The 25,278-nt window shown below is 36.1% G+C and carries 29 protein-coding genes; 19 read left to right on the top strand and 10 right to left on the bottom strand.

What is annotated here, in order from left to right; all coding sequences use genetic code 11:
* Positions 1 to 1,219 (top strand): hypothetical protein (locus tag HX005_RS03640; RefSeq protein WP_286376314.1); only part of this gene is annotated, 1,219 nt, incomplete at its 5' end.
* 83 nt (positions 1,220 to 1,302) lie between these two features.
* Here HX005_RS03640 and gigC read toward each other — a convergent pair.
* On the bottom strand, positions 1,303 to 2,193 hold the full coding sequence (gene gigC, locus HX005_RS03635) for a LysR family transcriptional regulator GigC (protein WP_107009647.1): 891 nt from the start codon (positions 2,191 to 2,193) through the stop codon (positions 1,303 to 1,305).
* 168 nt (positions 2,194 to 2,361) lie between these two features.
* On the opposite strand from gigC, the gene HX005_RS03630 reads away from it, so the two are divergent.
* Positions 2,362 to 3,123, top strand: a complete 762-nt coding sequence (locus HX005_RS03630; RefSeq protein WP_286376313.1) for a ferredoxin--NADP reductase — start codon at positions 2,362 to 2,364, stop codon at positions 3,121 to 3,123.
* A gap of 59 nt (positions 3,124 to 3,182) precedes the next feature.
* On the opposite strand, the gene HX005_RS03625 is transcribed toward HX005_RS03630, so the two are convergent.
* On the bottom strand, positions 3,183 to 3,605 hold the full coding sequence (locus HX005_RS03625) for a hypothetical protein (RefSeq protein ID WP_107009654.1): 423 nt from the start codon (positions 3,603 to 3,605) through the stop codon (positions 3,183 to 3,185).
* A gap of 239 nt (positions 3,606 to 3,844) precedes the next feature.
* Here HX005_RS03625 and HX005_RS03620 point away from each other — a divergent pair, with 239 nt between their 5' ends.
* From HX005_RS03620 to HX005_RS03610, 3 genes are all read left to right on the top strand, one after another.
* Complete coding sequence (locus HX005_RS03620) at positions 3,845 to 4,126, top strand: hypothetical protein (protein ID WP_286376312.1); 282 nt, start codon at positions 3,845 to 3,847, stop codon at positions 4,124 to 4,126.
* Between the two features lie 207 nt (positions 4,127 to 4,333).
* A complete protein-coding gene (locus HX005_RS03615) occupies positions 4,334 to 5,977 on the top strand; it encodes a mechanosensitive ion channel (RefSeq protein ID WP_286376311.1) in 1,644 nt (547 codons plus the stop codon).
* 86 nt (positions 5,978 to 6,063) lie between these two features.
* Positions 6,064 to 6,255, top strand: a complete 192-nt coding sequence (locus tag HX005_RS03610; protein ID WP_107009643.1) for a hypothetical protein — start codon at positions 6,064 to 6,066, stop codon at positions 6,253 to 6,255.
* A gap of 34 nt (positions 6,256 to 6,289) precedes the next feature.
* Here HX005_RS03610 and HX005_RS03605 read toward each other — a convergent pair whose 3' ends face one another.
* Positions 6,290 to 7,489, bottom strand: coding sequence for a BaiN/RdsA family NAD(P)/FAD-dependent oxidoreductase (locus HX005_RS03605; protein WP_286376310.1), 1,200 nt, complete (start codon positions 7,487 to 7,489; stop codon positions 6,290 to 6,292).
* 189 nt (positions 7,490 to 7,678) lie between these two features.
* Here HX005_RS03605 and HX005_RS03600 point away from each other — a divergent pair, with 189 nt between their 5' ends.
* The gene (locus HX005_RS03600) at positions 7,679 to 8,017 is read left to right on the top strand and encodes a DUF4870 family protein (RefSeq protein ID WP_286376309.1); all 339 of its coding nucleotides are present in this window, start codon (positions 7,679 to 7,681) and stop codon (positions 8,015 to 8,017) included.
* Positions 8,018 to 8,041: 24 nt separating this feature from the next.
* Here HX005_RS03600 and HX005_RS03595 read toward each other — a convergent pair whose 3' ends face one another.
* The 4 genes from HX005_RS03595 to HX005_RS03580 form a co-directional block, all read right to left on the bottom strand.
* Positions 8,042 to 8,920, bottom strand: coding sequence for a 1-aminocyclopropane-1-carboxylate deaminase/D-cysteine desulfhydrase (locus HX005_RS03595; protein ID WP_286376308.1), 879 nt, complete (start codon positions 8,918 to 8,920; stop codon positions 8,042 to 8,044).
* 59 nt (positions 8,921 to 8,979) lie between these two features.
* Positions 8,980 to 10,104: an HlyD family secretion protein gene (locus HX005_RS03590; RefSeq protein ID WP_286376307.1), complete on the bottom strand. Its 1,125-nt coding sequence runs from the start codon at positions 10,102 to 10,104 to the stop codon at positions 8,980 to 8,982.
* Positions 10,105 to 10,175: 71 nt separating this feature from the next.
* Positions 10,176 to 11,825: an MFS transporter gene (locus HX005_RS03585; RefSeq protein WP_286376306.1), complete on the bottom strand. Its 1,650-nt coding sequence runs from the start codon at positions 11,823 to 11,825 to the stop codon at positions 10,176 to 10,178.
* A gap of 6 nt (positions 11,826 to 11,831) precedes the next feature.
* On the bottom strand, positions 11,832 to 12,380 hold the full coding sequence (locus HX005_RS03580; RefSeq protein WP_107009637.1) for a TetR/AcrR family transcriptional regulator: 549 nt from the start codon (positions 12,378 to 12,380) through the stop codon (positions 11,832 to 11,834).
* 197 nt (positions 12,381 to 12,577) lie between these two features.
* Here HX005_RS03580 and HX005_RS03575 point away from each other — a divergent pair, with 197 nt between their 5' ends.
* The 5 genes from HX005_RS03575 to HX005_RS03555 all read left to right on the top strand — a co-directional run bounded on the left by HX005_RS03575 (position 12,578) and on the right by HX005_RS03555 (position 16,011).
* On the top strand, positions 12,578 to 13,252 hold the full coding sequence (locus tag HX005_RS03575) for a D-Ala-D-Ala carboxypeptidase family metallohydrolase (RefSeq protein WP_286376305.1): 675 nt from the start codon (positions 12,578 to 12,580) through the stop codon (positions 13,250 to 13,252).
* A gap of 6 nt (positions 13,253 to 13,258) precedes the next feature.
* Positions 13,259 to 13,891 carry a hypothetical protein gene (locus HX005_RS03570; protein WP_286376304.1) on the top strand — a complete coding sequence of 211 codons (633 nt, stop codon included), beginning with the start codon at positions 13,259 to 13,261 and terminating at the stop codon, positions 13,889 to 13,891.
* Positions 13,892 to 14,027: 136 nt separating this feature from the next.
* Positions 14,028 to 14,207 (top strand): NF038215 family lipoprotein, encoded by a 180-nt coding sequence (locus tag HX005_RS03565; protein WP_286376303.1) that lies wholly within the window; start codon positions 14,028 to 14,030, stop codon positions 14,205 to 14,207.
* Between the two features lie 84 nt (positions 14,208 to 14,291).
* On the top strand, positions 14,292 to 14,915 hold the full coding sequence (locus HX005_RS03560) for a LysE family translocator (protein WP_107009634.1): 624 nt from the start codon (positions 14,292 to 14,294) through the stop codon (positions 14,913 to 14,915).
* Between the two features lie 52 nt (positions 14,916 to 14,967).
* Complete coding sequence (locus HX005_RS03555) at positions 14,968 to 16,011, top strand: hypothetical protein (RefSeq protein ID WP_286376302.1); 1,044 nt, start codon at positions 14,968 to 14,970, stop codon at positions 16,009 to 16,011.
* A gap of 81 nt (positions 16,012 to 16,092) precedes the next feature.
* On the opposite strand, the gene metG is transcribed toward HX005_RS03555, so the two are convergent.
* Positions 16,093 to 18,150 carry a methionine--tRNA ligase gene (metG, locus tag HX005_RS03550; protein ID WP_286376301.1) on the bottom strand — a complete coding sequence of 686 codons (2,058 nt, stop codon included), beginning with the start codon at positions 18,148 to 18,150 and terminating at the stop codon, positions 16,093 to 16,095.
* A 194-nt stretch (positions 18,151 to 18,344) separates the two neighbouring features.
* Here metG and HX005_RS03545 point away from each other — a divergent pair, with 194 nt between their 5' ends.
* The 3 genes from HX005_RS03545 to HX005_RS03535 all read left to right on the top strand — a co-directional run bounded on the left by HX005_RS03545 (position 18,345) and on the right by HX005_RS03535 (position 20,138).
* Complete coding sequence (locus HX005_RS03545; RefSeq protein WP_502872716.1) at positions 18,345 to 19,160, top strand: hypothetical protein; 816 nt, start codon at positions 18,345 to 18,347, stop codon at positions 19,158 to 19,160.
* An 87-nt stretch (positions 19,161 to 19,247) separates the two neighbouring features.
* Positions 19,248 to 19,763 (top strand): hypothetical protein, encoded by a 516-nt coding sequence (locus tag HX005_RS03540; RefSeq protein ID WP_286376299.1) that lies wholly within the window; start codon positions 19,248 to 19,250, stop codon positions 19,761 to 19,763.
* Between the two features lie 69 nt (positions 19,764 to 19,832).
* Entirely contained in the window at positions 19,833 to 20,138 is a 306-nt protein-coding gene (locus HX005_RS03535) for a putative quinol monooxygenase (RefSeq protein WP_286376298.1), read from the top strand.
* A 3-nt stretch (positions 20,139 to 20,141) separates the two neighbouring features.
* Here the strand turns inward: HX005_RS03535 and HX005_RS03530 are convergent, their stop codons facing one another.
* Positions 20,142 to 20,360, bottom strand: coding sequence for a DUF6500 family protein (locus HX005_RS03530; RefSeq protein WP_286376297.1), 219 nt, complete (start codon positions 20,358 to 20,360; stop codon positions 20,142 to 20,144).
* Positions 20,361 to 20,627: 267 nt separating this feature from the next.
* Here HX005_RS03530 and HX005_RS03525 point away from each other — a divergent pair, with 267 nt between their 5' ends.
* From HX005_RS03525 to HX005_RS03515, 3 genes are all read left to right on the top strand, one after another.
* A complete protein-coding gene (locus HX005_RS03525) occupies positions 20,628 to 21,125 on the top strand; it encodes a hypothetical protein (protein WP_286376296.1) in 498 nt (165 codons plus the stop codon).
* A gap of 241 nt (positions 21,126 to 21,366) precedes the next feature.
* A complete protein-coding gene (gene apbC / locus HX005_RS03520; protein WP_286376295.1) occupies positions 21,367 to 22,650 on the top strand; it encodes an iron-sulfur cluster carrier protein ApbC in 1,284 nt (427 codons plus the stop codon).
* A gap of 65 nt (positions 22,651 to 22,715) precedes the next feature.
* Positions 22,716 to 23,072 (top strand): avidin-fold protein, encoded by a 357-nt coding sequence (locus HX005_RS03515; protein WP_107009626.1) that lies wholly within the window; start codon positions 22,716 to 22,718, stop codon positions 23,070 to 23,072.
* Between the two features lie 8 nt (positions 23,073 to 23,080).
* On the opposite strand, the gene HX005_RS03510 is transcribed toward HX005_RS03515, so the two are convergent.
* Entirely contained in the window at positions 23,081 to 23,620 is a 540-nt protein-coding gene (locus HX005_RS03510; RefSeq protein ID WP_286376294.1) for a DUF2062 domain-containing protein, read from the bottom strand.
* A 355-nt stretch (positions 23,621 to 23,975) separates the two neighbouring features.
* On the opposite strand from HX005_RS03510, the gene HX005_RS03505 reads away from it, so the two are divergent.
* Both HX005_RS03505 and dcd read left to right on the top strand, forming a co-directional pair.
* Complete coding sequence (locus tag HX005_RS03505; RefSeq protein WP_107009625.1) at positions 23,976 to 24,569, top strand: LysE family translocator; 594 nt, start codon at positions 23,976 to 23,978, stop codon at positions 24,567 to 24,569.
* A 110-nt stretch (positions 24,570 to 24,679) separates the two neighbouring features.
* Entirely contained in the window at positions 24,680 to 25,249 is a 570-nt protein-coding gene (dcd, locus tag HX005_RS03500; RefSeq protein ID WP_005008040.1) for a dCTP deaminase, read from the top strand.
* Positions 25,250 to 25,278: the final 29 nt, after the last annotated feature.

The raw sequence follows: 25,278 nt of genomic DNA, 5'->3' as shown, positions 1-25,278 counted from the left end.
TGTGGAATCTGTGGAATCTGTGGAATCTGTGGAATCTGTGGAATCTGTGGAATCTGTGGAATCTGTGGAATCTGTGGAATCTGTGGCTTTTACGTTATTAGAACTTGAAGATCAGCAACTTAATGCTCAAGAATTACAAGCTGACCCGATGATGATTGAATGGGAGCTTGAGAAAAATGAAGAGCAACAACCTACAAATATAACACCTGAAGTTGTTGAATCTACTGATGTTAGTGTGCAAGAAATTCATGAAAGCCAAAATGAGGAACTTGAAACCTCTTTTAATATGATCAATGATGTTGAGGAAGCTAAATCAGAAGATCATTCTTTTTTAGCTACAGTGCCTTTACTTGAATTAGATCAAAATCAGTTGCAACAGCAGGAAACGAGTGAAACACTGCAAATTGATCATGAAAATGACTCAACTCTCATCGAAACTGCGATTTCATCTGATATTTTTACTTTGGATCAAACACAAGATGAAATTGCTCAACAAAAAAATCAGCAACAATCGGTTGTTTATGCAGATAATTCAGCAGATTTACTTGAGCCACTCAGTCAAGAACATCAAAAGATAGATATAGAAGAACAACAAACATGTGATATTTCCGAAAAAATAGATTTAGTGATAACAGAACATCAAATATTCACAGAACCAGAAGATTTAATTGAACAAAAAAATAGCATTCCAGTATTGCCTGAATCTCAAGATATTGAAGAAAAGTATAGTAATTTTTCATTAAATAAAGCGATTAATTTGCATGATCAATCAAGTGAAGATAAAGAGCAAAAACAGGAACATTTAGAAGAAAATGATCAAAAAATATCATCTACATCACAAAGCTCCCAAGCATTGGTGGCTCATGAAAAAGTAGAGCAAGATTCACTTTTAGCAACTGAACCCGTAGATTCAAAAGTGGAGTTTCAAGAAGAGCGAGAAGGATCCAGTTTTAAAGAAAATTCGATGTATTTAAATTTAAAAACACAAATATTATATGGAAAATGGAAACCCGTAAAAGAAAAGAAAGAGCATAAATTTTATATTAATCCATTATATGTGATTGGTGTGATTATTTTGTTATTAGGTACAAATGTTGCCTATCTAGCTTATGGTAAATATAAGAAGTATCAGCAAGAACAAGAGGTTAAGCTACATTTGTATAAATTGGAACAAGAAAAGAAAAATGCTGCACAAAAAAATGCTGCTTTAAGGAAGTAATATTTTGGCAAAGTCTTTTAAATAAAAACCGTGTACTTGAAGCCACGGTTTTTATATTGAGCATGCTTATGATCGTAAGATTTTTATTTACCTGTTTGATTTTCGCAAAACTGTAAAAAAGAACGTAAACCAGGACCTTGGTATTTTTGTCGGTGTACGAGCATATAGAGTGGGCGTGTTAATGTCCAAAATGGAGTATCTAAGACAACGAGCTGTTGTTTTTCTAATAACGGATCAATCGCTAATTTAGAAATACATGATACACCTAAACCACCTGCTACAATTTTTAGAATAGCTTCATTATGCCCAAGCGTTAAACGTATATTGGCATCAGGAATATCTTGTAAGATGGCATTATCGAAGACTTCACGTGTACCTGAGCCTTCTTCACGTAAAATCCATTCTACATGATAAAAATCTTCAGGCGTTAATGGTCGCTTTAACTGAGCTAAAGGATGGCTAGGAGCACAACATACAGCTAATTCATCATCACGCCAGTGAATACATTGTAATTGTGGTAAATGACAAGAACCTTCGATCATAGCTAAATCAAGTTGGAATTGATTTACTGCTTCAATCATTTGGCGAGTATTACCCACTTGTAACTGTAAATGAGCTTGTGGGCGAATTTGTAAAAAATCAGCCATTAAATCTGGCATCAAGTAGTCACTGATGGTGAGCGTTGCCCCAATACGTAAATCTATACTTTGGAATTCACCTTTTGCAGCTTGCTCAAAAGCTTCGCAACGACCTAAAATTTCAAGTGCTTGCGGAAGAAGAAAACGACCTAAATCATTTAATTGTAATCTTTTTCCAAGACGGTCAAATAGGGGAGCTCCGAGTCCGTCCTCTAAATCTGCCAAAGCCATGCTTGCAGCACTTTGAGTCAATCGAACTGCATCGCTGGCTTTGGTCACAGTGCCTTCTTGAGCGACTGCTACGAAAACAGCCAATTGGCGTAAAGTCATGCGCATGTAGATAGCCTTAACATTAAACGTCTTTCATATAAACTTTAGACCTTTTAATTTTCTCTTTTTAGAGGAAAAAAAGGAGGAGGATGAAAGAGGTCTATTTAAAATAAATATTAATAAATTATGTTGACATGCTACCATGAGCATAGTCATTCATGCCACGTTCAAATCATGTCAATTGAAAAATTTAGCGTAGAAAAGGTTTTATCTGTACACCGTTGGACCAATACCTTATTTAGTTTTACCATGACAAGACCTGCTCATTTCAAATTTACCGCAGGGCAGTTTGCCCGTATTGGGTTAAAAGTTGGAGATGATCTTGTTGTACGAGCATATTCTGTTGTTTCTTCGCCTTTTGATGAAACCTTAGAATTTTTTTCTATTGTTGTGCCAGATGGTGCTTTTACCTCAAATTTACAGCATCTCGAAGTTGGGGATGAATTATATTTAGAAAAAGTTCCTTATGGTTTTTTAACCTTAGCACGTTATCAATTACCATTACCCAAAGATTTATGGTTATTAGGAACAGGAACAGGCTTAGCTCCATTTATTTCAATGTTACAAGACTTTGAAACTTGGTCAAAATATCAGTCAATTACCTTGGTATATAGTGTGCGTACAGCATCTGAACTTGCTTATGTAACACGTATTGAGGAAATTGTACAAACCTTTGGTGAAGGACATACAGGTTTTAAGTTTGTACCTATTATTACCCGTGACCCACAGGCAACTTTACATGATCGCTTACCGATTTTAATTGAAAATGGTGAATTAGAAAAAACGGTTGGTTTAGCATTAAATCCTGAAACAACACATGTGATGTTATGTGGAAATCCACAGATGGTTGATGATACTAAAGATGCTTTAAAAGCACGTGGTTTAACCATGAATCGTCGTGGTGAAGGAAATATTGCAGTAGAAAATTACTGGTAAGTTGTTTCAGCATCAACATTTTTGATTAAAAAAATCCTCTATTGATTAGAGGATTTTTCTTAATGAACAAACATATCCATAAATTCACGTAGCTCATAAATTGCTGAGTCTAGATCTGTGCTGAGCCATGTTGGTTCAAAAAAACCTGAGTAAAACTCAAGGCGCTCTGACGGGACAATAATTCGAATCGGACATTCTTCTTCAACTAAGCGCCAAGGAATAATGGGAACTTCTTGATCTAAAAAAGGTTCAATATTTCGAATATCTATAATCATCGCATTAATACAGTCAGGAAAAGGCATGACTGACAATTCTTCTGTGCGACGACGAAAATACTCAAGGTCTCCCCATTTTAAAACATCACTAGGTTTATTGAATTCGATAATTCCAATGAAATGTTCATCACGAGTGGTATGCAAAAAGCATTGATGAGTGACATCTGTGTCTAAATCGAGTGAGACACTTTGCCGTTGATAAGCCATATTTTCCATAGCCCAATAAGAGGGTCGATATTATAGCTCAAATTAACTGCAAAAATTTTTAATTTCAAAATTTCATGATTGTCTCTATTTCATTCTCTCTATTTAAAAATAACAGTTATTAGTGTGGTTAAATAATAAGCAAGACTAACTTACTAAGATATAAAATTTTTTACACAATACTACAATAGAGCTTGTTAGTATAAAAAAACACCAATCACGTTAATAAGGGGGAGAAAACCATGGTTCATGATTTTACTAAGCCACCCCATGTCGAGGGTGCAGAGGAAAAACAACAAAAAAGACGTTTACCCGTCTATATATTGATAATTGTTGGTATTTTTCTGGCAGCTCTGATTTTTTATATGTTTGCAGATATGAATCCTAAATCGGGAGAAATTCCTGCAAATCAGTCCATTCCTGCTGTAAGTGAACACGATTCAAATCGACAGCAAGATACTATTGCAACAGCAACCGATGAAACAGCAGAAGCAACTGCAACTGGAGCACGTGATTCTCAATAGAGTCACGTGGGTTTTATGTTGAGATGAAAAGATTTTTCATTTCAACATAAGCCAATATGTTGTTTAAGCATACATCTAAAAGTATCTGATATATAAATCATTTTCATATATCTTAAATATTTTAGTCAGAAACATGACATAAAAAGATGACGCTATTCACAAGAAAATCATGATCTAAAACGAGCAAGATGAATAGAGGACATAACAATGAATGAATATCTAGGTTCGCGTGGTGGTCGTTTTGATGCCATGTATTATTGGGAACAATTCCAACCCATTATTGCTGCAATTGTAATTTTGTTGGTGGGTTGGATACTTGCGCTAATTATTGCAGCAGGAATTAAGAAAATACTGACTAAATTAGGCACAAATCAAAAATTGTCTAATGCAACAGGACATCGCTCAAATATTGAAAATATAGTATCCAGAGTTGTTTTTTGGGTGGTCATGGTTATTGCCGTGATTGGTGCATTAAATGTACTGAATTTGAGTAGTATCAGCAGTCCTTTTAGCAACATGATTCAGCAATTCCTGTTGTTTATTCCTCAGCTTCTTGCTGCTATTGCAATTGGTTTTATTGGATGGATTGTGGCAAATTTGGTCAAAGTTGGGCTTAAAAACTTATTAGACCGCACACAACTTGATGAAAAACTAAGTGCAGAAGTTGGCGTAAGTCCAATTAGTCATAATATCGCAGATATTGTTTACTGGCTGATTTTACTCTTATTTTTACCAATCGTATTGTCTATTTTAGGTTTGCAAGGGCTATTAATACCTGTGCAAAATATGTTGAATGAGGCAATATCTTATTTACCAAATATCTTCATTGCTGGTGTGATTATTTTCGTGGGTTATATTTTAGCGAAAATTGTCCGTGGTATTGTTGAAGGCTTAAGTAATAGTTTAAATTTACAAGCGCAAGCAGAAAAAGTCGGTTTATTTAAAAATTCAGAGCAAGGTTTACCGAAGTTTTTAGGCTCTTTTGTCTTTGCTGTGGTCATGATCACTTCATTGATTATTGCGTTTGAAGCGTTGGGAATTCAAGCAATTTCGCAACCTGCAACAGCTATGCTTGCTGAAATCATGTTTGCGATTCCACATATTATTGCAGCAGGGCTGATTTTAATCGTTGCTTATGTCGTTTCACGTTTTGTTGGACGTTTAGTAGCTGAACTGATTGCAGGTACAGGCGTTGACCAAATCCCCGCTAAACTTGATATACAGCGCTTTTTAGGGGAAACCAAAGTTTCGTGTGTTGTGGGTTATCTGATTGTATTCTTTACGATGCTTTTTGCTGTATCAGAAGCAGCAAACCGTTTAGGGTTTGACCAAATTAGTGACCTTATTGCGATGTTTATCCAGTTTGGTGCTGACATTTTACTGGGTGCTGTGATTCTTGTGATCGGTTTCTGGCTTGCAAATGTTGTTGCAAATGTGGTGCAGCGTGGTGAATATAATAGTTCGCGTTGGCTAGGAAATTTAGTTCGTGTACTGATCATGGGCTTGGTGATTGCAATGGGACTTCGAGCAATGGGTATTGCTGATTCTATTGTGAATTTAGCATTTGGTTTAACTTTAGGTGCTGTTGCTGTTGCCTTTGCACTTGCTTTTGGTTTAGGTGGGCGTCAACCAGCAGAACGTGTATTGACAGACCTCATTGATAAAGCTAAAAAAGAAGGAAATCAACCCAATCCTTTAGCACAGAAAGCTGCGGAAAATGAGCATTCTGGATTAGTGACAGCAGATCAGGTGACTGCAGACTCTCCAATCGTTGAATCTGAATATCAAGCTCCTTTAGATCAGACATTTGATACAAAAACCGATCATCCGTTAAAAGATGACCCGAAATAACCTGTAATTTATGATAAAGATCGATCAGGATTTACTGGTCGATCTTTTTTATTTAAATAATGAAAACATGAATGAGGAGAACCCATATGACAAAAAAGCAACCCAATAAGTTTATAGCTCCTATAGTGATTGCAGGTATTACCATTGGATTTTTAGCCAGTGCTTATAAATTTGTTTTTGCAAAGCCAAAATCAGCAACAAAGCCAGATTTGGCAGCGCAAAAAGAGCTTTCTACAGAAACAGTAGAGCAAAATAGCTCAGATCATCAAACTCAGTAGTAAAATCGTGGGCTCATCTGCTTATGTAAAATGATTAAACATATTCAGACGCGGCATGTGCAGATGCCCATGCCCATTGAAAATTAAAACCGCCTAAATGTCCTGTGACATCTAAAATTTCACCAATAAAAAATAAGCCTTTTTGTTTCTTACTTTCCATTGTCTTAGATGAAACCTCTGTGGTATCTACACCACCAAGAGTGACTTCAGCCGTACGATAACCTTCAGTTCCAGAAGGTTTGACTTCAAATTGATGCAGTTTTTGCGCAATATTTTCCAGTTTTTCATCACTGAGCTGAGCAATTGCAGTTTCAGCGAATTCTGCCCAGATTAAGCTTTGTAATTCTAAAACAACACTTTTTGGCAGTAGTTCACTCAGCAAGGTACGAATGAGAACTTTTGGTTGACTTTGTTTCTTGGCTTTAAAAAATTCAAAAAGTTCTTTTGATGGTAAAAAGTCGATTTTGAAACTTTGCCCAACATCCCAATAATTCGATAACTGCAAAGAAGTTGGACCACTCAAACCACGATGGGTAAATAACAAAGCTTCGGTAAAACTGTTTAATTCATTGGATAAGGTTGCTTCAACGGCATTGCCACTGAGGCGAGTTGTGACTTCTTTAAACTGGTCTGAAAATGTAAATGGCACTAATCCTGCACGAGTGGGGTAGATATGGTGTCCAAATTGTTTGGCTATTTTATAGCCAATATCTGAACCACCTAAAGTTGGAATCGACAAACCGCCTGACGCGACCACAACCGATGTTGCCTCAAAGTAGCCAAGATTGGTTGCCACTTGAAAATGTTGTTCATCGATTGCAGTGACTGCTTTGACTTCACAACTGGTTTTGATGTCAACCAATTGAGTTTTTTCACACTCATTGAGTAGCATCGCTAAAATTTCTTTAGCACCATTTAAAGTAAACAATTGCCCATGTTTGCGCTCTTCATAGTCAATGCCATATTCACAGACCATTCCTATAAAGTCCCAATTGGTATAGCGCGTTAAGGCTGAAATAACAAAATGGGGATTATGCGAAATGAAGTTTTCAGGCTCTACATAAAGGTTGGTAAAGTTACATTTTCCACCGCCAGACATCAGGATTTTTTTACCGATTTTATTGGCTTTTTCCATGACCAAGACTTTACGACCACGTGCAGCCGCTTTTGCTGCTAGCATTAAACCAGAAGCACCAGCACCGAGAACAATGACATCGTATTGATTTGTAGACATGGGAAACTCGCGAGGAAGGAAAGCAGGGCATTATAGACAAAATGAGATGAAAATTCAGGTACTATAAGCAAGTAACTGTAATTTAAATCGGTAAAGAAAAATTAAAAAATTGTATTTTGTAAGACAGCTTAAATGAAACTTAAAAAAAGAAATAGAGTATAAATAATAGACATAAATAGAGGTAATAAAATGAATAATTTAACAAAAACTGAAACCGAAATCGCAGCTTTAAAACAATATAATCAAATCACTTATATTTTATGTCTTGCAGGTTATCTCGTTGGTTTTACATGGCTTATTGCAATTATTATGAACTATGTGAAACGTGATGATATGCGTGGTACATGGTTAGAAAGCCATGTTAATTATCAAATTAAAACTTTTTGGATTAGTTTTGTCGGCTATATCGTTGGTGCGCTTTTAGCGATTGTAGTGATTGGATTTGTTATTCTATTGGCAGTTTTTATTTGGGATGCTTATCGTCTCATTAAAGGTCTGATCGCATTAAATGATAATAAACTGGTATAAAGCTATAATCATAGACAGTTTGGGTTATGGGGTTGCGGTGTTTAAGCGACCTTGTAATCCACCGCTATGAATCACTAAAATTCGTGTGTTTTCTTCAAAATATTCTTTTTTAATCAGATCTAAAATTCCAAACAGCATTTTTCCTGTATAAATATGTTCAAGCGGAATTTGATGTTTTTGTTCAAATTTTCCAATAAACTGGAGTAATTCAATAGTCGTTTTTGCATAACCACTACAACAATAGGCATCCGTAATTTCCCAGTTTTTTTTATGAGTTTTTAAAGCAACTTCCTTTGCTAGAAAATCACCTTTTAATGCAGAAAAGCCTAAAATTTGTTGATGTTCTGCACTTGCTTCAATTAAGCCTGTAATTGTGCCACCTGTGCCAACAGCACAACAAATCACATCATAATCTTGCAGATCATGCCCAGAGAGGATCTCAACACAGCCTTGAATCGCAAGATCATTGCTTCCACCTTCAGGAATAATATAGCTCTCAGGATAAGTTTGTTTTAATGCTTGTATAAATTCCTCTGTCTCTTTTAATCTGTATTTTTCACGTGAAACGAACTCAAGCTGCATACCAAAATGTTGTGCGGTGGAAAGTGTATGATTGAGAGGACGGGTCGCGAGTTCTTCCCCACGAATGATTCCTATACTTTGAAACCCAAATAAATGTGCAGCATATGCCGTTGCAGCAATATGATTGGAATAGGCTCCACCAAAAGTGATGATGTGTTTACAGCCTCGTGCCTGAGCTTCTAGAAAGTTATATTTGAGTTTAAAAAACTTATTGCCTGAAATTTTTGGATGAATCTGGTCAAGACGTTTTATGGTCACATGTACAGGTGCTTTTAGGTCAAGCTTCTGATATTGAACAGTTTCGGCAATACGATCAAACATTGGATAATTTTAAATACAAGGATTGATACGTATTGTACCTAAACTGATTTGATATTGGATTAATTGTGACTGGTATCTACCGAGGTAACAACAGACATCCCAGGTCTTAAAAACTCAAGTCCTTTTTGATTTGGGTCAATGGCAATCCGTACAGAGATCCGTTGCACCACTTTGGTAAAATTGCCTGTGGTATTGTCAGGTTTGAGTACACTAAATTCTGCACCCGCCGCAGGTGATATTTGTTCAACTCGTCCAGTAAATTTTTGATGTTTCATCGCATCAACAGTGAAAGAGGCTTTTTGCCCAATTTTCATGTCTGCAATTTGAGTTTCTTTAAAGTTTGCAATTACCCAAGTTTGCTTTGGAATGAGATACATCAGTTGTGTACCTGCTGCTACATATTGTCCAACACGGGGCGTAACTTCACCTAATTGTCCATCCATAGGCGCAGCGATGACGCTATAATCTTTGGTCGTTACTGCTTGATCAAACTGTGCCTTGGCATTGGTCACTTGAGCTTTTAAACCTGACTCAGCCACTTGCGCAGTTTTTAATGCTTCTTGTGCTACAAGAACATTGGCTTCAGCTTGTTTGAGTAGAGCTAAATTATTTTTTGCATCTGCTGCGGCTTTATCTTGTTCTGTTTTTGAGGTTGCACCACTATTTCCTAATTGTTGATAGCGATTTAACTGTGCATTTGAAAGTTCGTAGCTAGCACGTGCTTGATCAACTTTGGCTTGTGTAGCAACAATATCAGCTTTACGTTGCTCAATCGCTTGAGTTTGATTGGCTAAAGTTGTATTGGCTTGATCGACACCAGATTCAGCTTGAGTGATTTTTTGATCATAGGTCGTCGTATCAATATGCATTAAAACTTGACCTTTTTTCACATGGTCAAAGTCAGTCACCATGACATCTTTGACATAACCATTGATCTGTGAAGAAAGAACAGTTGTTTTACCTTTGACATAACTATTTTCGGTAGATTGCAGCGTATTTTGAAAAGGTCCAATTTGCCAAGCCCACATCATCAGGCTAATGCCAAGTAATAAAACCAAGAACATGAAAACCAAAGTACGTTTCGCCGTTGGAATTAACTTACTGGATGGCGGCGGAGCAAGTGGTGTAATTGGCGTTGGTGTAGGTTCTGTTTTTGGTTCTGATGGTTTTGAATCTTGTGACATAGGATCATCTCAAATTTTTAATACATAAAGTAACTAGCCATGATTGTGTTGAACGTGCGTATTAAATGAGGCTAACTTGAATTCATCATCTGCTGTTTTCTAATTTGATATTTTGCCCAAAAAATATTCAACATACTCCAAATAAATAAAATAATCGCAAAAATGCCATTCATTGCAATAACATCATTGTAGGCACGAACCTGTGCCTCTTTGGTTACCCCTTGATTGAGGTTTTGCAGTGCTTGATTCTGTTGTAAATGCTGATCTAAAGTATATTTACTGGCACTTTGTTGGTAAGTGTGAATACGTTGATATACGATTGGGTCAGTTGGAGACAGGTCACTAATAATTTCAGCGCGGTAATTTTGGGTGCGAACTTGCTGATAGGTAGAAAAGAATGAATTACCCAGTAAACCACCAAAACTTTGGGTTGCCGAAAATAAAACCACAAAAGTGACCATGTGTGATGGACCTTTTTGCAAGGCTTGAATAATGCCCGTAAGTAATAACGGACCAATAAACATACCACTGGCAAAACCGACAATAAATTGACTACGGTAAAAATTTTCAGGTCGAACATCACTAGTAAGATGATAATCAAGCGTACACGCAAATAAAATCAATACCACAGCACCAGCCAAATGCCATGGAATGCGCTCGCGTTTAAAGGTGACGGCACTAAAGATTGTCCCAGATGCAATTCCTAAAAGTATCACAACATACAAAGAAACAAATTGGTCTGGTCCCATTCCCATCGTTTTGAGAAAATTGACTGCGGCATAACTTTGTTCTGACATCAGCAAACGAATTGCCAATGCCCCAAAGATAAATTTCAACGTCGTTGCCGAACCTAACCAACGCGTAATCAATAATGGATTGACCCGATAATGCTCATAGGTAAGCCCAAGAATAATTAAGCTAAAACCTGCAATGAGTGCGTAGCCCAACCATTTCGCTTCAAACCACCATAAAATAGGACCTTGTGTGAGGACAATACAAATGAGGGCAAAACCGGGAGCAAGAAGTGCAAAAGTAAAAAAATCCTGCTTTTCAAACACAGCAATACGTAAGCTGCGAGGAAGTTTCAGAGAAACCACCATTGCTAAACAACAAAGTGCTAAACCCAGCTCAAAAGTATATAAAATTGACCAGTCATTTACATCGACAATATAAGGCGAAATGATCCAAGCTAAAGGAATACCAAGCTGTTGAAAACCTAATGCCAAATAAATACCACGTCCAAAATTAGCGCGTTTAAAGGCTTGCATAATATAATACATGCCCAGTGAACTGAGTGGTGCAGCCACTAAGCCACTGATAATACGGACTAATAATGCCATTTCAAAGGTTTGTACAAAAATATGTAAAATGAGCACACAGATAAACAGGACTAAACCAATTTCTGAAAATAGTCTTAAACCATATTGCTGCCTTGCTTTAAATAACAATAAATTTGAACTGATATTTGCCATGACATAGGCTGCTGGAATCCAAGCTGCTTCAGCAGGAGTCAGTGAATATTCACCTTGAATTAATGGCAAGTTAGCTGTAATAAAACCATTGCTTAGACTACCTGAGATAGCCACCACTAGACCGATAAAAAAATAAATCAGTTTTTTGGGCGTAGAGTGAGCGATTGCAGCAGGCGAGCCCGGCAAAGTAGGACGTTCTTCGGGTGTCCAATCTGGTGCAGGTTCAAGGAGGCGTGGTGTTTTATCCATTTTTAACTACGCTTTCATACCATCGATGAGTAAGTCAACTGCGCGCGTTGCTAAAGCAACTTGTTCCGCATCAGTCATACCTTGAAATGCGGCTCTTAAAATCCCTGTAATCAAGGCATAATCTTTCGTTGTTAAATCTGCACGGCAAATTTGATGAGTGATCGCTTGATCAATCAAGGGTTGTAAAATAGCATCACGACGTAAATAAATATCTACCATGATCGGGTCATCACGATCAATCACGCGCCAATATTCCATTAATGCGGTGAGAAGTGGAAGATTATCGACATGACTGCGTATCAGTCGAATCATGCCATCTGGATATTGTGCATAATCTTTTGCTTTTGCTTCTAAACGCGTTAAAGCTTGTTCCATCAGGGCGATCACCAGTTCACGACGATCTTTAAAATTTCGATAAAATGTTGCGCGTCCAACACCTGCTTCACTGATAACTAACTGTAAGGGTGCACGTATGCCTTGTTGGCGAAATATTTTAAGCGCAGCAGAAAGTAAGTCTTCACGGTTTTGTGCAGCAAGTTGTTGGCGTTTACGCATGATATGAAAGCAAAATAGGACTTAATAATATTTAACGGACATTTTTGTCCGTTGTAAAATCCTGCGTTGTTGATTTTTTGTAATCTGCCATATTCTTTGTATAAATCTCGCTAAAATATCCAAACCATCACGCTATCATTCATCTTGATAGAGGACTGATAAAAAATAATGTTTTTTAATATGAAGAATAAAGGTTAATGCAAAATATTTTAAAAAAAATTAAACCAAGTTTTGTGATGATCTTGTGTACCCTGATTTTATTCAGTGGATGTGAAAAGTCTGAACAGAAAAAAACACCAGAAAATAAAAATAAAGATCCACTGATGCAGCAATTTGAACAGTGGAAATCTCAACAAGACCCAAAGTTGTTAAATGAATACTATCAATTTATGACACAGTATTTAAAACATCCACCGAGTTTGATGGAGCTGACAACGACAAGAAACTATATGCCTGAGCAATGTTATTCCAAGCGTTTTGCGATACCTCCCAAAAAGTATTGGGAAAATGTAGTCGGAAGTTTAAAACTGGTTGAAAAACTCAATCAAAATGACTTTTATCAGCATTATACCATCACTGCAATTTATCGTAACCCAGAACTCAATCAATGTGTAAAAGGCGCTTCACGTAGTAAACATTTATATAATTATGCAGTCGATTTTCATGTGCTAGCACCCAAAGAGACAGATCAAAAAGCACGTGAGGGATTGGTCAAAAAAATGTGTCAGTTTTGGCAGAAGGAAGGGGAAATTTTTAAAATGGGTTTAGGTGTTTATGGAAATAATCGCTATCATATTGATACGCAAGGATATCGTACATGGGGTAAAGACTATAAATCGAGTAGTTCACCATGTTTGAAGACAACGAAGTAGAGCAACATGACATTCAATTCTTATTTAAAAATTTTACTGTTTTCAACAATTGCATTGCTGAGCATGTCCAGTTATGCGAATGATGATGAAGCTGATTTAAAAGATAAAACTCTCGGTTCAGCAGGAAAAATTAAAATCAAACGAGAACGCTGTAACCGTGACAATGGTGAATGTGATTTTGTGCTTTATGATGCAAAAAATAAAAAGCAAACGCTTCTAAAACAATGGAATAAAACCGCAGTTGTGTATCAGTTTACACCCAATTTAATGGGTTTTATGATTGGTGCAACAGGCACAGATCATAATTTGATGGTGGTTAATGATCAAAACCAACAGAGAAATTATGGTAGTTTTTTGGCAATCAATCAAAATAAAACATGTATTGTAACTTATGAATCAAATATGAAAAATATGCCTGAATCACTTGTGTTCTATAGCGTACCAGACTTTCGAGTTCGCCAGGTGATCAATCAGAAAGTACCTCAATTTAATCAATTCTCTTATCCAATGAATCAAGGTTTTGAAGATGATGGCAGTTATGCTTTTAGCTATATCGCAAAATTTGATGGTGAAATGGACATGCAAAGTGTGGTCATTCAAAACCCATGTCAGTCGAATTATCGGATTATTATGAATTAAGTTTAAATGTTTATTTACGTGAATTATTTTAGAGAATACCTAATATTGAGATGAAATAAATCGTCGCAAAATAATGCTGTTTTTTTAGGCAAAGCTGTTATGCTAAAAAGAATAAAAATAATGAAGAGGATATGCCATGAAATTTTTTTGCATAGGTCTCAGTCTCATCATATTGGGTACATTGGTAGGATGTGACCACAGTAAGCCTAAGCCCACGACGACAGAAGTTCGTACCATGATCATTGGTGGTATGCCTGTACATGAAAGAGATTATCGCTTAACAGCTCAAGATCATTTAGGAAATACAGTTGAGTAAAATATTGAACTTTGTTTAAAGTATTCGATTTCTTTTTTGATCTGATCAGTTAGAATGCCTGCAAACTTTGTTTAGGTATATATTGTGGAATCTTTATTGATTTTAGGCTCAATTGCTTTAGCGTTAATGCTCGGTGCAATCAGCCCAGGTCCTACATTTATTTATGTAGCGAAAAATTCAATTGCGATTTCACGTAAACACGGTTTGTTTACGGCTTTGGGAACGGGTACAGGTGCGGCATTATTTGGCTTTCTGGCTGTCATGGGCTTACAGGCTGTTTTGTTGGCAGTGCCTTCAGCATATTTAGTTTTGAAAATCTGTGGTGGTCTATATTTGCTTTGGCTTGCCTATAAAATTATTAAACATGCTAAAGACCCAATGGAACAAGCTGATGGGGAAACTCAGGTGATGAGTTATGCTCAAGCATATCGTTTGGGATTTATTACTCAAATGAGTAATCCGAAAATTGCCATTATTTTTGCCAGTGTTTTTACTGCACTTTTACCAAAAGAAATACCAAGTTATTTTTATGCAGTTTTACCGATGTTGTGCTTTTTTATTGATGCAGGTTGGTATTCGCTGGTGGCTGTTGCGTTGTCTGCGGAAAAGCCACGCCGTGTCTATTTGAAGTTTAAGAAGGTGTTTGACCGTGTTGCAGGTGGGGTGATGACGGTGCTTGGTTTGAAGCTGATTTTTGGGATGAAATAATTAAAAAACTCATTTATATTTGTCTAGAAAATATTAAATGAATTAAATACTTATGAGTGAAAATCAATATTTAGGAAAACCTTTAGCTTATCTTGATCAAAATATATTAGATTTATTGGTTAAAAAATTCAATCACGACCATGAAATATACTCTTATTTTAAAGAAAATTTTCAGGTTGTATATTCTGATGCAACTCTTGGTGAAATTTACAAAGCATTTCTTAACTCCAAAAATGAAAAGAATATTGAAAAATATTTAAACGTTCTTGAATGGTTAGATGCAAATCATATTCGGATAGCTTACAACAGAAATTTTGAATTTCTTAATAAATGCGTCATTTCAACATTTCCTGTTAAAGAATGGTTTAATAGATATATTGAAAATAAAACAGAATGGGGATTTTTGGATTCCCATATCTATAATCAATTTCTATTAAGCTATCAAAAAAATCTAAATATTAATGAAATAAAGCAAGAAGCACTGTTAGCTTATGAAAATAATTTAAAAATAATGGAGAATAATAAAAATGACTTAAGCAATCATCCTCTATTTAAAGAGACATCAGAGGCTATGTATCAGCATGTTAATGAGCAAAAAAAAGTATATGAGCAAAATGTAGAGTTTATGCTTTCAAAAATTATGGAACTTGCAGAAAATGATAAAATAACTGAAGTTTTTCGAAATGAAATAGATATTTTTCCAAAGCATTTGAACAATATTGAGATGCCAAATGTGGTACAAAAGATTTGGAATCTATATAAAGATAAAGAAGCGTATAAAAATTTTGGTTTAGATGATTTTTGGAACTTTAAAATCATTGAAAGCATGAAAGAAAGGAAACTTTACAATTACGAAAAAGTAAACATTATGTATAACATGATGAACTTTATAGGCTTCCATCAAGATACAAAATTAGATCAAATCAATGGTGTACAGCGTGCAATGAGTGATTTTACACATGCGCAGATGGCCTCATTTTGTCATTTTTTCTTTACACATGATAAAAATCTAAGAAGAAAAATTGAGGCAATTTATGAGTATTTAGATATCCCCACCAGAATAGGTAACATTAATATTATTCAAGAAGAGTCTTAGCTTTTAACTTCTTTATTTAATGATAAAAAATCAATAAAAAAGCCCCTACATCAGTAGAGGCTTTCATTGAAAAATTTAGGTTTAAGAAACTTTATCACCTGCTTTAGCACCGCTTTCAGGTGAAATCACCCAAACACCTTCGCCATTGCCCGCAGCGAGCACCATACCATTTGAAATACCAAAACGCATTTTACGCGGTGCAAGGTTAGCGACCATCACCACCAATTTGCCTTTTAAGTCTTCAGGTTGGTAGAACTCACGAATACCACTAAACACATTACGTGGTTCAGCTTCACCAACATTTAAAGTCAATTGAAGAAGTTTGTCTGAACCTTCAACGTGTGCTGCATCCAAAACTTCAGCAACACGAAGATCAATTTTCATAAAATCTTCAATGCCAATGATCTCTGCCTCACCCACTTTAGGCTCAGGTTTTTTCTCAACTTTCTTTTCTTTTTTCTTCTCAACTTTTGCAGGTTCAGCCGCAGCCGCCAAAGAATCTTTAGAAGCATCGACCATCGCAGCAACCGCTTTAGGATCTACACGTTGCATCAACGGTTGGAACAAAGCAATTTCATGATCAAGTAAAGCCGTTTTGCTTGATACAAAATCAAAAGACTCAAGTTTTAAGAAGTCCTGAACTTGACTCGCCAAAGTTGGAAGTACAGGCGCAAGATATACCGCTAATTGACGGAACAGGTTAATCCCAACAGAACACACATCATGAACTTGCTGTTCTTCGCCTTCAATTTTGGCTAAAGCCCAAGGTTTTTTCTCATCAATATATTGATTGGCTTTATCTGCAAGTGCCATGATTTCACGGATTGCAGTAGAGAACTCACGAGCTTCATAGGCTTTGGCAATCGAATCACCTGCATCAATAAAGCTTTGAACGAGTTCAGGTTCTGCACATGTCACAGACAATTTATTGTCAAACTTGGTGTTAATGAATTTTGCACAACGGCTCGCAATATTCACCACTTTACCGACTAAGTCAGAATTCACTTTTTGTACGAAATCATCAAGATTCAAGTCAGAATCTTCAACTTTATCAGACAGTTTAGAGGCAAAGTAATAACGTAAATATTCAGGATTCAAATGCTGTAAATAGGTTTCAGCTTTGATGAACGTACCGCGAGATTTAGACATTTTTTGACCATTTACAGTCAAGAAACCATTCACAAATAAGCCTGATGGCGTACGGTAGTTTGCACCTTCAAGCATCGCAGGCCAAAACAGCGCATGGAAATACACGATGTCTTTACCAATGAAGTGATAAACTTCATTTTGAGAATCTTTTTTCCAATAATCGTCAAAGTTTAAGTCAGGACGTTTGGTTTTGACATAGTTTTCAAAACTTGACATATAGCCAATTGGCGCATCGACCCAAACATAGAAATATTTGTTTGGTGCATCAGGAATTTCAAAACCGAAATAAGGTGCATCACGGGAAATATCCCAATCATTCAAGCCATTATCAAACCATTCGTCTAACTTGTTGGCAATTGAAACAGGTAAACGACCTTCATCACGTGTCCATTTCTGCAAATATTCCGCAAAGTTAGGCAGTTTAAAGAAGTAGTGATCAGATGATTTTTCTACAGGGGTTGCACCGCTCAAAGTTGAACGTGGATTTAATAATTCTGTTGCATTATAGGTTGTACCGCAAACTTCACATGAGTCGCCATACTGATCTTCCGCTTTACATTTCGGGCATGTACCTTTAATGAAACGGTCAGACAGGAACATACTTTTTTCAGGGTCAAACAACTGAGTGACAGGACGAATTGCGATATTGCCTGCTTCACGGTTTTTAATATAAATTTCTTCTGAACGGGCTTTATTTTCGTCACTATTGGTTGAATCATAGTGATCAAAATGCACACCAAAACCGTCAAAATCACGGATATGCTCTTTTTGAACATTGGCAATTTGCGCTTCAGGTGTGATGCCATTGGCTTCAGCACGTAGCATGATCGCTGTACCGTGTGCATCATCCGCGCAGACATAAGTCACATTATGACCCATTGCACGCATGGCACGAACCCAGATATCTGCTTGGATGTAACCGAGTAAATGACCCATATGAATAGGACCATTTGCGTATGGAAGGGCGTTAGTGACTAAAATATTTCGCACGGATATAACTCTCTTTCTCAAAGTTAATGCAAGGGCAATGATTTTAGCTTAATTGCGATCAAGATGCATGACAGAATCTGTGAAATATTTTCATATGTAGATTTTATGCAATTTCCTCATTTTCAATGATTCATTCAGCTAGAATAGCTTTGTTTCTTTCCCAAACTGTAATTGCCAAGAGTGACAGCCCGATGATGCATGATAACGATTTTGATATTGATCCTTATGACGATGAGTTTGATCGTGAAGTCACCCGTATTCCGCAAAATAAAGGCAGTCAACAACTTGAGAAAAATGTCTTAAAAGAAGCACAGATTTACCTTGAAGATATTTCGGAAGATGAGCATTCATTTTTAATCAAAACCTTGCATCAACTTGCTAAAGAAGAATCATACTTCAATGTCTTTGCCGATGAATTGAATCAGCCTATCGGGGAAAAATTTGCCAATGATGCATTGAATTTATTACATTTTTGGAAACTCATTCATGATGTGGAAGAGGTTAAAACTTTTAATTTTTTGGATGTGATCAACGGAGAATTTTTTCAATCTGAAATGTTGAAAGCCTTTGATGAATTGGAAATAGGCGATCAGAAAGCACAGTATCGTGAAGTTTTACAGCAAAGTTTTAAGCTGTATGAAGCTCAGTTTTATGCAGGATGTGTGCCTTTACTTTATGCACTTTTGGAAGGTTTGCTGACTGCTGTATTGCTTCAACATGGTTATTTAAAACAACAAGACACTAAATTTGTCGATGTCTATAAAATCGTACCGGGCTTAAAAGGCAATGAAATTAAGAGTTTGTGGCACAAGGCAAAAATTGCGCATGAAATGAATCCGTATTTCTCAGAACTTGCAGCCTATAAAATGGATAATAGTTCCACTGTGACAGCAACACGGCATAATATTTTACATGGTTCTGAACTCAATCATTTTAATCAAGGACGTTGTTTTGTCTTGTTTATTTGGTTGTTTGGTGCAGTGAGTTTTATGGGAAATGTGAGGTCTTAAGCAGCTTCACCTAAATTTCACATTTCTCTCATATAAATCACAATTCATTGCGGCACAATAAGACCAAGTTCAAAAAGGATCATAAAAATGAGATCTTGGTCATTATTATTTTCGGCGCTTTGCGCCAGTATCGTGTCTGTGCTCAGTCTGGTTCTTCCATTTTGTTTGTTTTTAAACCTTTACCATGGTGATTTGTTCGTAGCAGCTTCAGAACGTAGTGCACAACGGGGCATAGAGGTCATGCTCTTTCTCACTCCTTTTTTAATGATCATGGCATTTGTTGGTTTTTGGCTGATATTTAGGTTCTTAAAAATTCCGCATAAAATATTTGAAATACAACGATTTTTCAAAATCATGCGATATTTTACGCCTATTTGGCTGGGGTTGATTTTCTTGTTCCAGTTTCTTGATGGCAGAATGGCTGAAATCATGGAAAGCCTGATTTTTGCGATCATCAGTCTGAGTATTTTTGCTGTACCCTTGTTGATTGGTATTTGGAGTGGAAATTATATCTATTTGAAAATATTAAATAAAAAATGGAAGTTTAAACCTGCTTTGCCATTGTTCCGAAAATATAAACGATTACAGTTTCCACCTTTATAAAAATTCAAAACAAACACGGCTTTATTTCAGCTACAGTATAAAATAATAAAAATATTCAAGGTGTTATCCATGTTGAAACTCATTGCAGAAGACTTTATTCAGGTGGATAAAATTGCTGAAGTCCTGCCTTTATATGCCGAACTGATTGAAAAAACCAAACAGGAACAAGGTTGTATCGCCTATGATCTTTATCATGATTTAAAAAATAAAGGGCATTTTGTTTTTATTGAAGAATGGCTTGACCGTGCTGCATTGGATGCACATGTACAATCTGAACATTTTCAACGCTTAGTCCCTCTAATTGATGCACATAAAAGACAAGAGGGTGTATTTACCCATATGCAAAAGTATGATGAGTTATTTTCAACACCATAATGTTTAGCATTCATTTTCAATCATCTGTTTAATTTTGATGGCTTTTTCAAAATGATCTAATTTGTGGGTTTGAATCCACCATGTTGCAACTTGCATGAGTGTTTCAGGGTCATCATTTTTATTGGCAAAAAATGCATAAAACGACAGTCCGACCTTTTCACCTTTTTTGGCAATTTTTTCGTTGCAAATGGCAATCATCTTACGAGTCATTTCGGGTGTCATTAGATCTTCCATCATGATTGGATATAGAATTTGGCATCTTATCTTAAAACTGAAAAAGTTCAGCGCAATAAATGATTCGTCAATGATTTAAAAATAGATTATAAATAATAGAGTGGCAAAAAGTTCCATACGTAACATTACGTATGGTATTTATTGCAAATTGCTGTGTAATAATTCACCATCAAAAAAATCGGTGTATAACTAAATCATTGATAAGCTTAGTTGAGCTTAAAATTACGCCATACCCATACTTCAGAGGATCAAGACATGACAATTGAAAAAAAATTGGACGATTTAAAAGAAAAAGCATCTGAGTTAGGAGATGATCTCAAGTTGAAAGCAGATGAGGCAAAACTTGCAGGGGAAAAAGTGATTGATGATGTCAAGCATGAAGCAAAGGCAGCACAACTTGCAGGTGAGGAAAAACTAAATGAATTAAAACATGATCTTAAAGAAGAGCATGCAGAACAGTCAGACGCTGCACATTCACAATTAGATGAGGCTAAAGCCAAATGGAGTGATGCACAGCAGCAGGCACAGGAAAAAATAGAGCATTTGAAAACTGAAGCATCACATAAGTTCGAAGAGGCTAAACTCAAAGCCAATGAACTCAAGCAAGAAGCATCGGTTAAGTTTGATGAGCTTAAAGCACAAGCAACAACGAAATTTGATGAATTAAAAAAAGCGGCAACTGAAAAAATTAATTCATTCAAAAAAGATGATTCGGCAAAAGTGGATGAGCAAGATAAAGATCAACAAGTTTAACGTGAAATTTGCTGAAGCGATTTAAAAAATGCACTTTATTGAGATGGATGAAGTGCATTTTTAAAGACTAAGAATTTAATTTTTATTTATTTTTGTTGATTAAAATGAGATTAAAACCAACTAAATGACTAAGATTTATAAGTACATTCAAAAAGCTTGATACAACTTGACTTAACCTAAGCGTCATTTACAGATAGACTATAGGTGTTTTAGGTGCATTTTCACTTTTTGGAGCAAATATATGTCGTGGCTTTCTTCTTTAAAATCGGTTTTTTCTCCTGCACAAGAGGTGAAAGAGGAAGAAATCCAAAATGTGCTTCAAAATTATATTTTACCAAACTCAAAAAATGCCTTAAAAGATCGTATTACACAGGTCAATGTACAAGGGCGAGTTTTACAAATCACGATTAATACTTTTCCTGAAGAAGCTGAACATTTACAAAAAATTCATGATGATTTGGCTGATGCTTTGGAAAAATGTGGTATTCAAGAGTTGAATATGCATGTGATCCAACAAAAAATTCAACATGATCATAAACACGGTCATAGCTGCTCAAGTGATCAACATGGCAAAGAAGGTCATAGCTGTTCTTCTAAACCACAAACACAAACACAAACTCAGAATCAAAGCCAAAAGTTACCTCCTGTAGTCGATGCTTCAGCACCACAATCACAAGCTGAAACTGATCCAAATAATCCACCTATTCAAAAAGCTGCGCCCCAACAACGTGATGTGCCTAAACATCCACGGATTCAAAATGTCATCTTGGTCTCTTCAGGTAAAGGTGGTGTAGGTAAATCTACAACAACTGTAAATTTAGCTTTGGCTTTACAAAAATTAGGGCTAAAAGTCGGTGTGCTCGATGCGGACATCTATGGACCAAGTATTCCTACTATGCTTGGAAATTCGGGGCAAACCCCAATGATTGAAGCTGAAAATTTTGTCCCGCTTGAAGCTTATGGTATGGCAGTGCTGTCTATTGGGCATTTGATTGGCAAAGAAAATACACCTGTCGCTTGGCGTGGACCAAAAGCAACAGGCGCTTTAATGCAGCTCTTTAACCAAACATTATGGCCTGATTTAGATGTGCTGATGATTGATATGCCACCAGGGACAGGAGATATCCAATTAACGATGGCGCAGCGTATACCTGTGACAGGTGCAGTGATTGTAACAACACCGCAAAACGTCGCATTAATGGATGCGGTAAAAGGCATCGAGTTATTTAATAAAGCACAAATTCCAGTGATGGGTGTAGTCGAAAATATGTCTACACATATTTGCTCGAACTGTGGTCATGAAGAGCAAATTTTTGGTACAGGTGGCGGTGATCAACTTGCTGAACAATATGACATTCCACTGCTTGGGCGTTTACCTTTAAATGTACAAATTCGTGAAAATGTAGATGCAGGTAAGCCTTCTGTGGTGGCTGGAGATGATGCAGCGCCTCACTATATTGCGATAGCAGAAAAAATTGCCCAATCGCTCAATAAAGTTGAAAAAGACCCACAAAGAATTTTCTGATAGTGTCATCCTACGCCTTGCTTTTTGGCATGGCGTAGGAAAATGATGACTTGGGGAGTCAGACGATGAAAAATTTAAATTTACTCAATAATAAAGTATTTATGAGCCTTGCCAATACAGCGAATGGTGATGTAAATGGTGCAACACGTTTTTATTACACACAAAAAGGCAAAGTCATTACTGCAAAATACGAGGGTGGTGTGGTACAGATTGGCTCAATTATCGGGCAAATGCTGTCTGATGATCACTTTGAAATTTGTTATCAACATTTAACAGTTACTGGCGAATTACGTACAGGACAATGCAAAACTAAAATTGAATTACTAGAAAATGATGTCATCAAACTGGTTGAAAATTGGCAATGGTTAAATGGTGATTTATCAACAGGATATTCTGAATTGATTGAAGTGGTCTTAAATTAAAAGTCCGTTTAACTTAAATGCCGATTTTGCCATTTGCGCACGACACTCCAACGCCAATAAATACGTGTGCCTAGAAAAAATAAAATCGCAAACAATAAAGCTTCAAAAAATAAACCTGTGGCTAAAATTTTAGCTAAACTAAAATCAATATGCCCATGACCAAAGTTTTGAATCCAATGAATAATTTGATGAAATACACCTAAGAGCATATCTTGATTGATCATTTGCACCTGATAAATTTTTGCACCAATCCAAAAAGCAAAAATAAGAATAGGAACAATCGTGAATGGGTTCATAATCCATGCCAAAAGTAAGGCAATAGGTAAATTCGCCTCAAAAATTAAGACTGTTAATACAATCAAAGCACTATGTAAGGGGATTGGTAAAATACCCCAAAATGTACCAATAAACATCGCATTGGAAATAGAGCGACGATTCACATACCAAAGCTGTGGATTTAGTGTGTGTTGACCAAAAATTTTCATAATTTTCAGATGATTGACTTTTTCGGGAGAAGGAAGCCATGATTTGAAAAAATGTTTTGCCATAATCATTGAACGTAAATCATAAGGGGTTATTGTGCATGATTGTTTATAAAAACAACAGGAAAATGATATTTTGTTAAAAAAGATGAAGAGACAATACCAAGCTCAACTGAAAAATGGCTTAAAAGCGCACAATGTTGAGTATATTTGAATAAATAATATTCAAAAATAAATGCTTATCTAAATTATTGCAATAAAATGACTTAAAAGTAATAAATTGTAAATGGTTTTTATTTTGTTGATATTTAATGTTATTTTTATTATTTATATAGATTTTATATCTCTACTTACAATTATTTTTTTGATAAGTCTGAGTAACTGATTTAATCTGCGCTCAATCATTTGATGAGGTCATTTAATGATTTCATGGTTTTTTATTGGTCTTGTGACCACAATTTTATTGACTCCTGGTCCAACCAATACTTTATTGGCTTCTTCAGGTATACAGGTGGGTATCCGAAAATCTCTAGGACTCATTCCTGCCGAAGCACTTGGTTATTTTATCGCAATTACTGTTTGGGGAACGTTGATTGGTGGTTTGTCTAAACAATTTCCAATGATTCCTGTGATATTAAAACTATTTAGCGCTGCTTTTATTATTTATTTGGCATTTCAGTTGTGGCATAAAGCACAGCCAAATCCTGACTATAACCAAGCTACGATACGTCCAAGATCGTTATTTTGTGCAACTTTACTCAATCCTAAAGCTTTACTTTTTGCTTCAGCAATTTTTCCGACTCATGTTTGGCATAATACGTCTGCTTATGTAACACATATGCTCACTTTTTTAATTTTGATTATTCCTATTGCATTTTTTTGGATATTTTTGGGTAAAAAGCTGACATCAAATAAAATCTCTTGGTTAAATCCGTTTAATATGCAACGTACAGCTTCTTTAATTTTAGTCGGTTTTTCCGTTCCTATTTGTTATTCTGCATTACTGAGCTTTTAGTTCATGATGCAATAAAGTAAAAACGAGTTTTAAACCCTGTGACATTTCAATCAAAGCTATTTTCAGTTAAAGTAGGCACAGTTTTGAGTTAAGCATTTTTGGAAAAATACATGGCAATTAAGTCTGATCGTTGGATTCGTGAAATGAGCGAAAAACACGGTATGATCGAACCGTATGCTGAGAACCAAGTTCGTTATGACGAAAATGGGGAAAAGTTGATTTCATATGGTGTATCAAGCTACGGTTATGATGTTCGTTGCGCACGTGAATTTAAAGTATTTACCAATGTGCATTCTGCAATTGTAGACCCAAAAAATTTCGATGATAAAAGCTTTATCGATATTGAGTCTGATGTTTGTATTATTCCACCTAACTCCTTTGCTTTAGCGCGTACAGTAGAATATTTCCGTATTCCACGTAATGTTTTGACGGTTTGCTTAGGAAAATCGACCTATGCACGTTGTGGCATTATTGTGAATGTCACACCATTAGAACCTGAATGGGAAGGTCATGTGACCTTGGAATTTTCAAATACGACAAACTTGCCTGCACGTATTTATGCAGGTGAAGGTGTTGCGCAAATGTTATTTTTTGAATCTGATGAAGTGTGTGAAACATCTTATAAAGATCGTGGTGGTAAATATCAAGGTCAAACAGGTGTGACTTTGCCTAAGGCATAAACTCCTTTAAATTTGATTTAGAGCTTAAA

The sequence above is a fragment of the Acinetobacter sp. R933-2 genome (assembly GCF_030325485.1).
In the GTDB taxonomy this organism is placed as follows: domain Bacteria; phylum Pseudomonadota; class Gammaproteobacteria; order Pseudomonadales; family Moraxellaceae; genus Acinetobacter; species Acinetobacter sichuanensis.
This window is presented reverse-complemented; position numbering and strand designations above follow the sequence as displayed.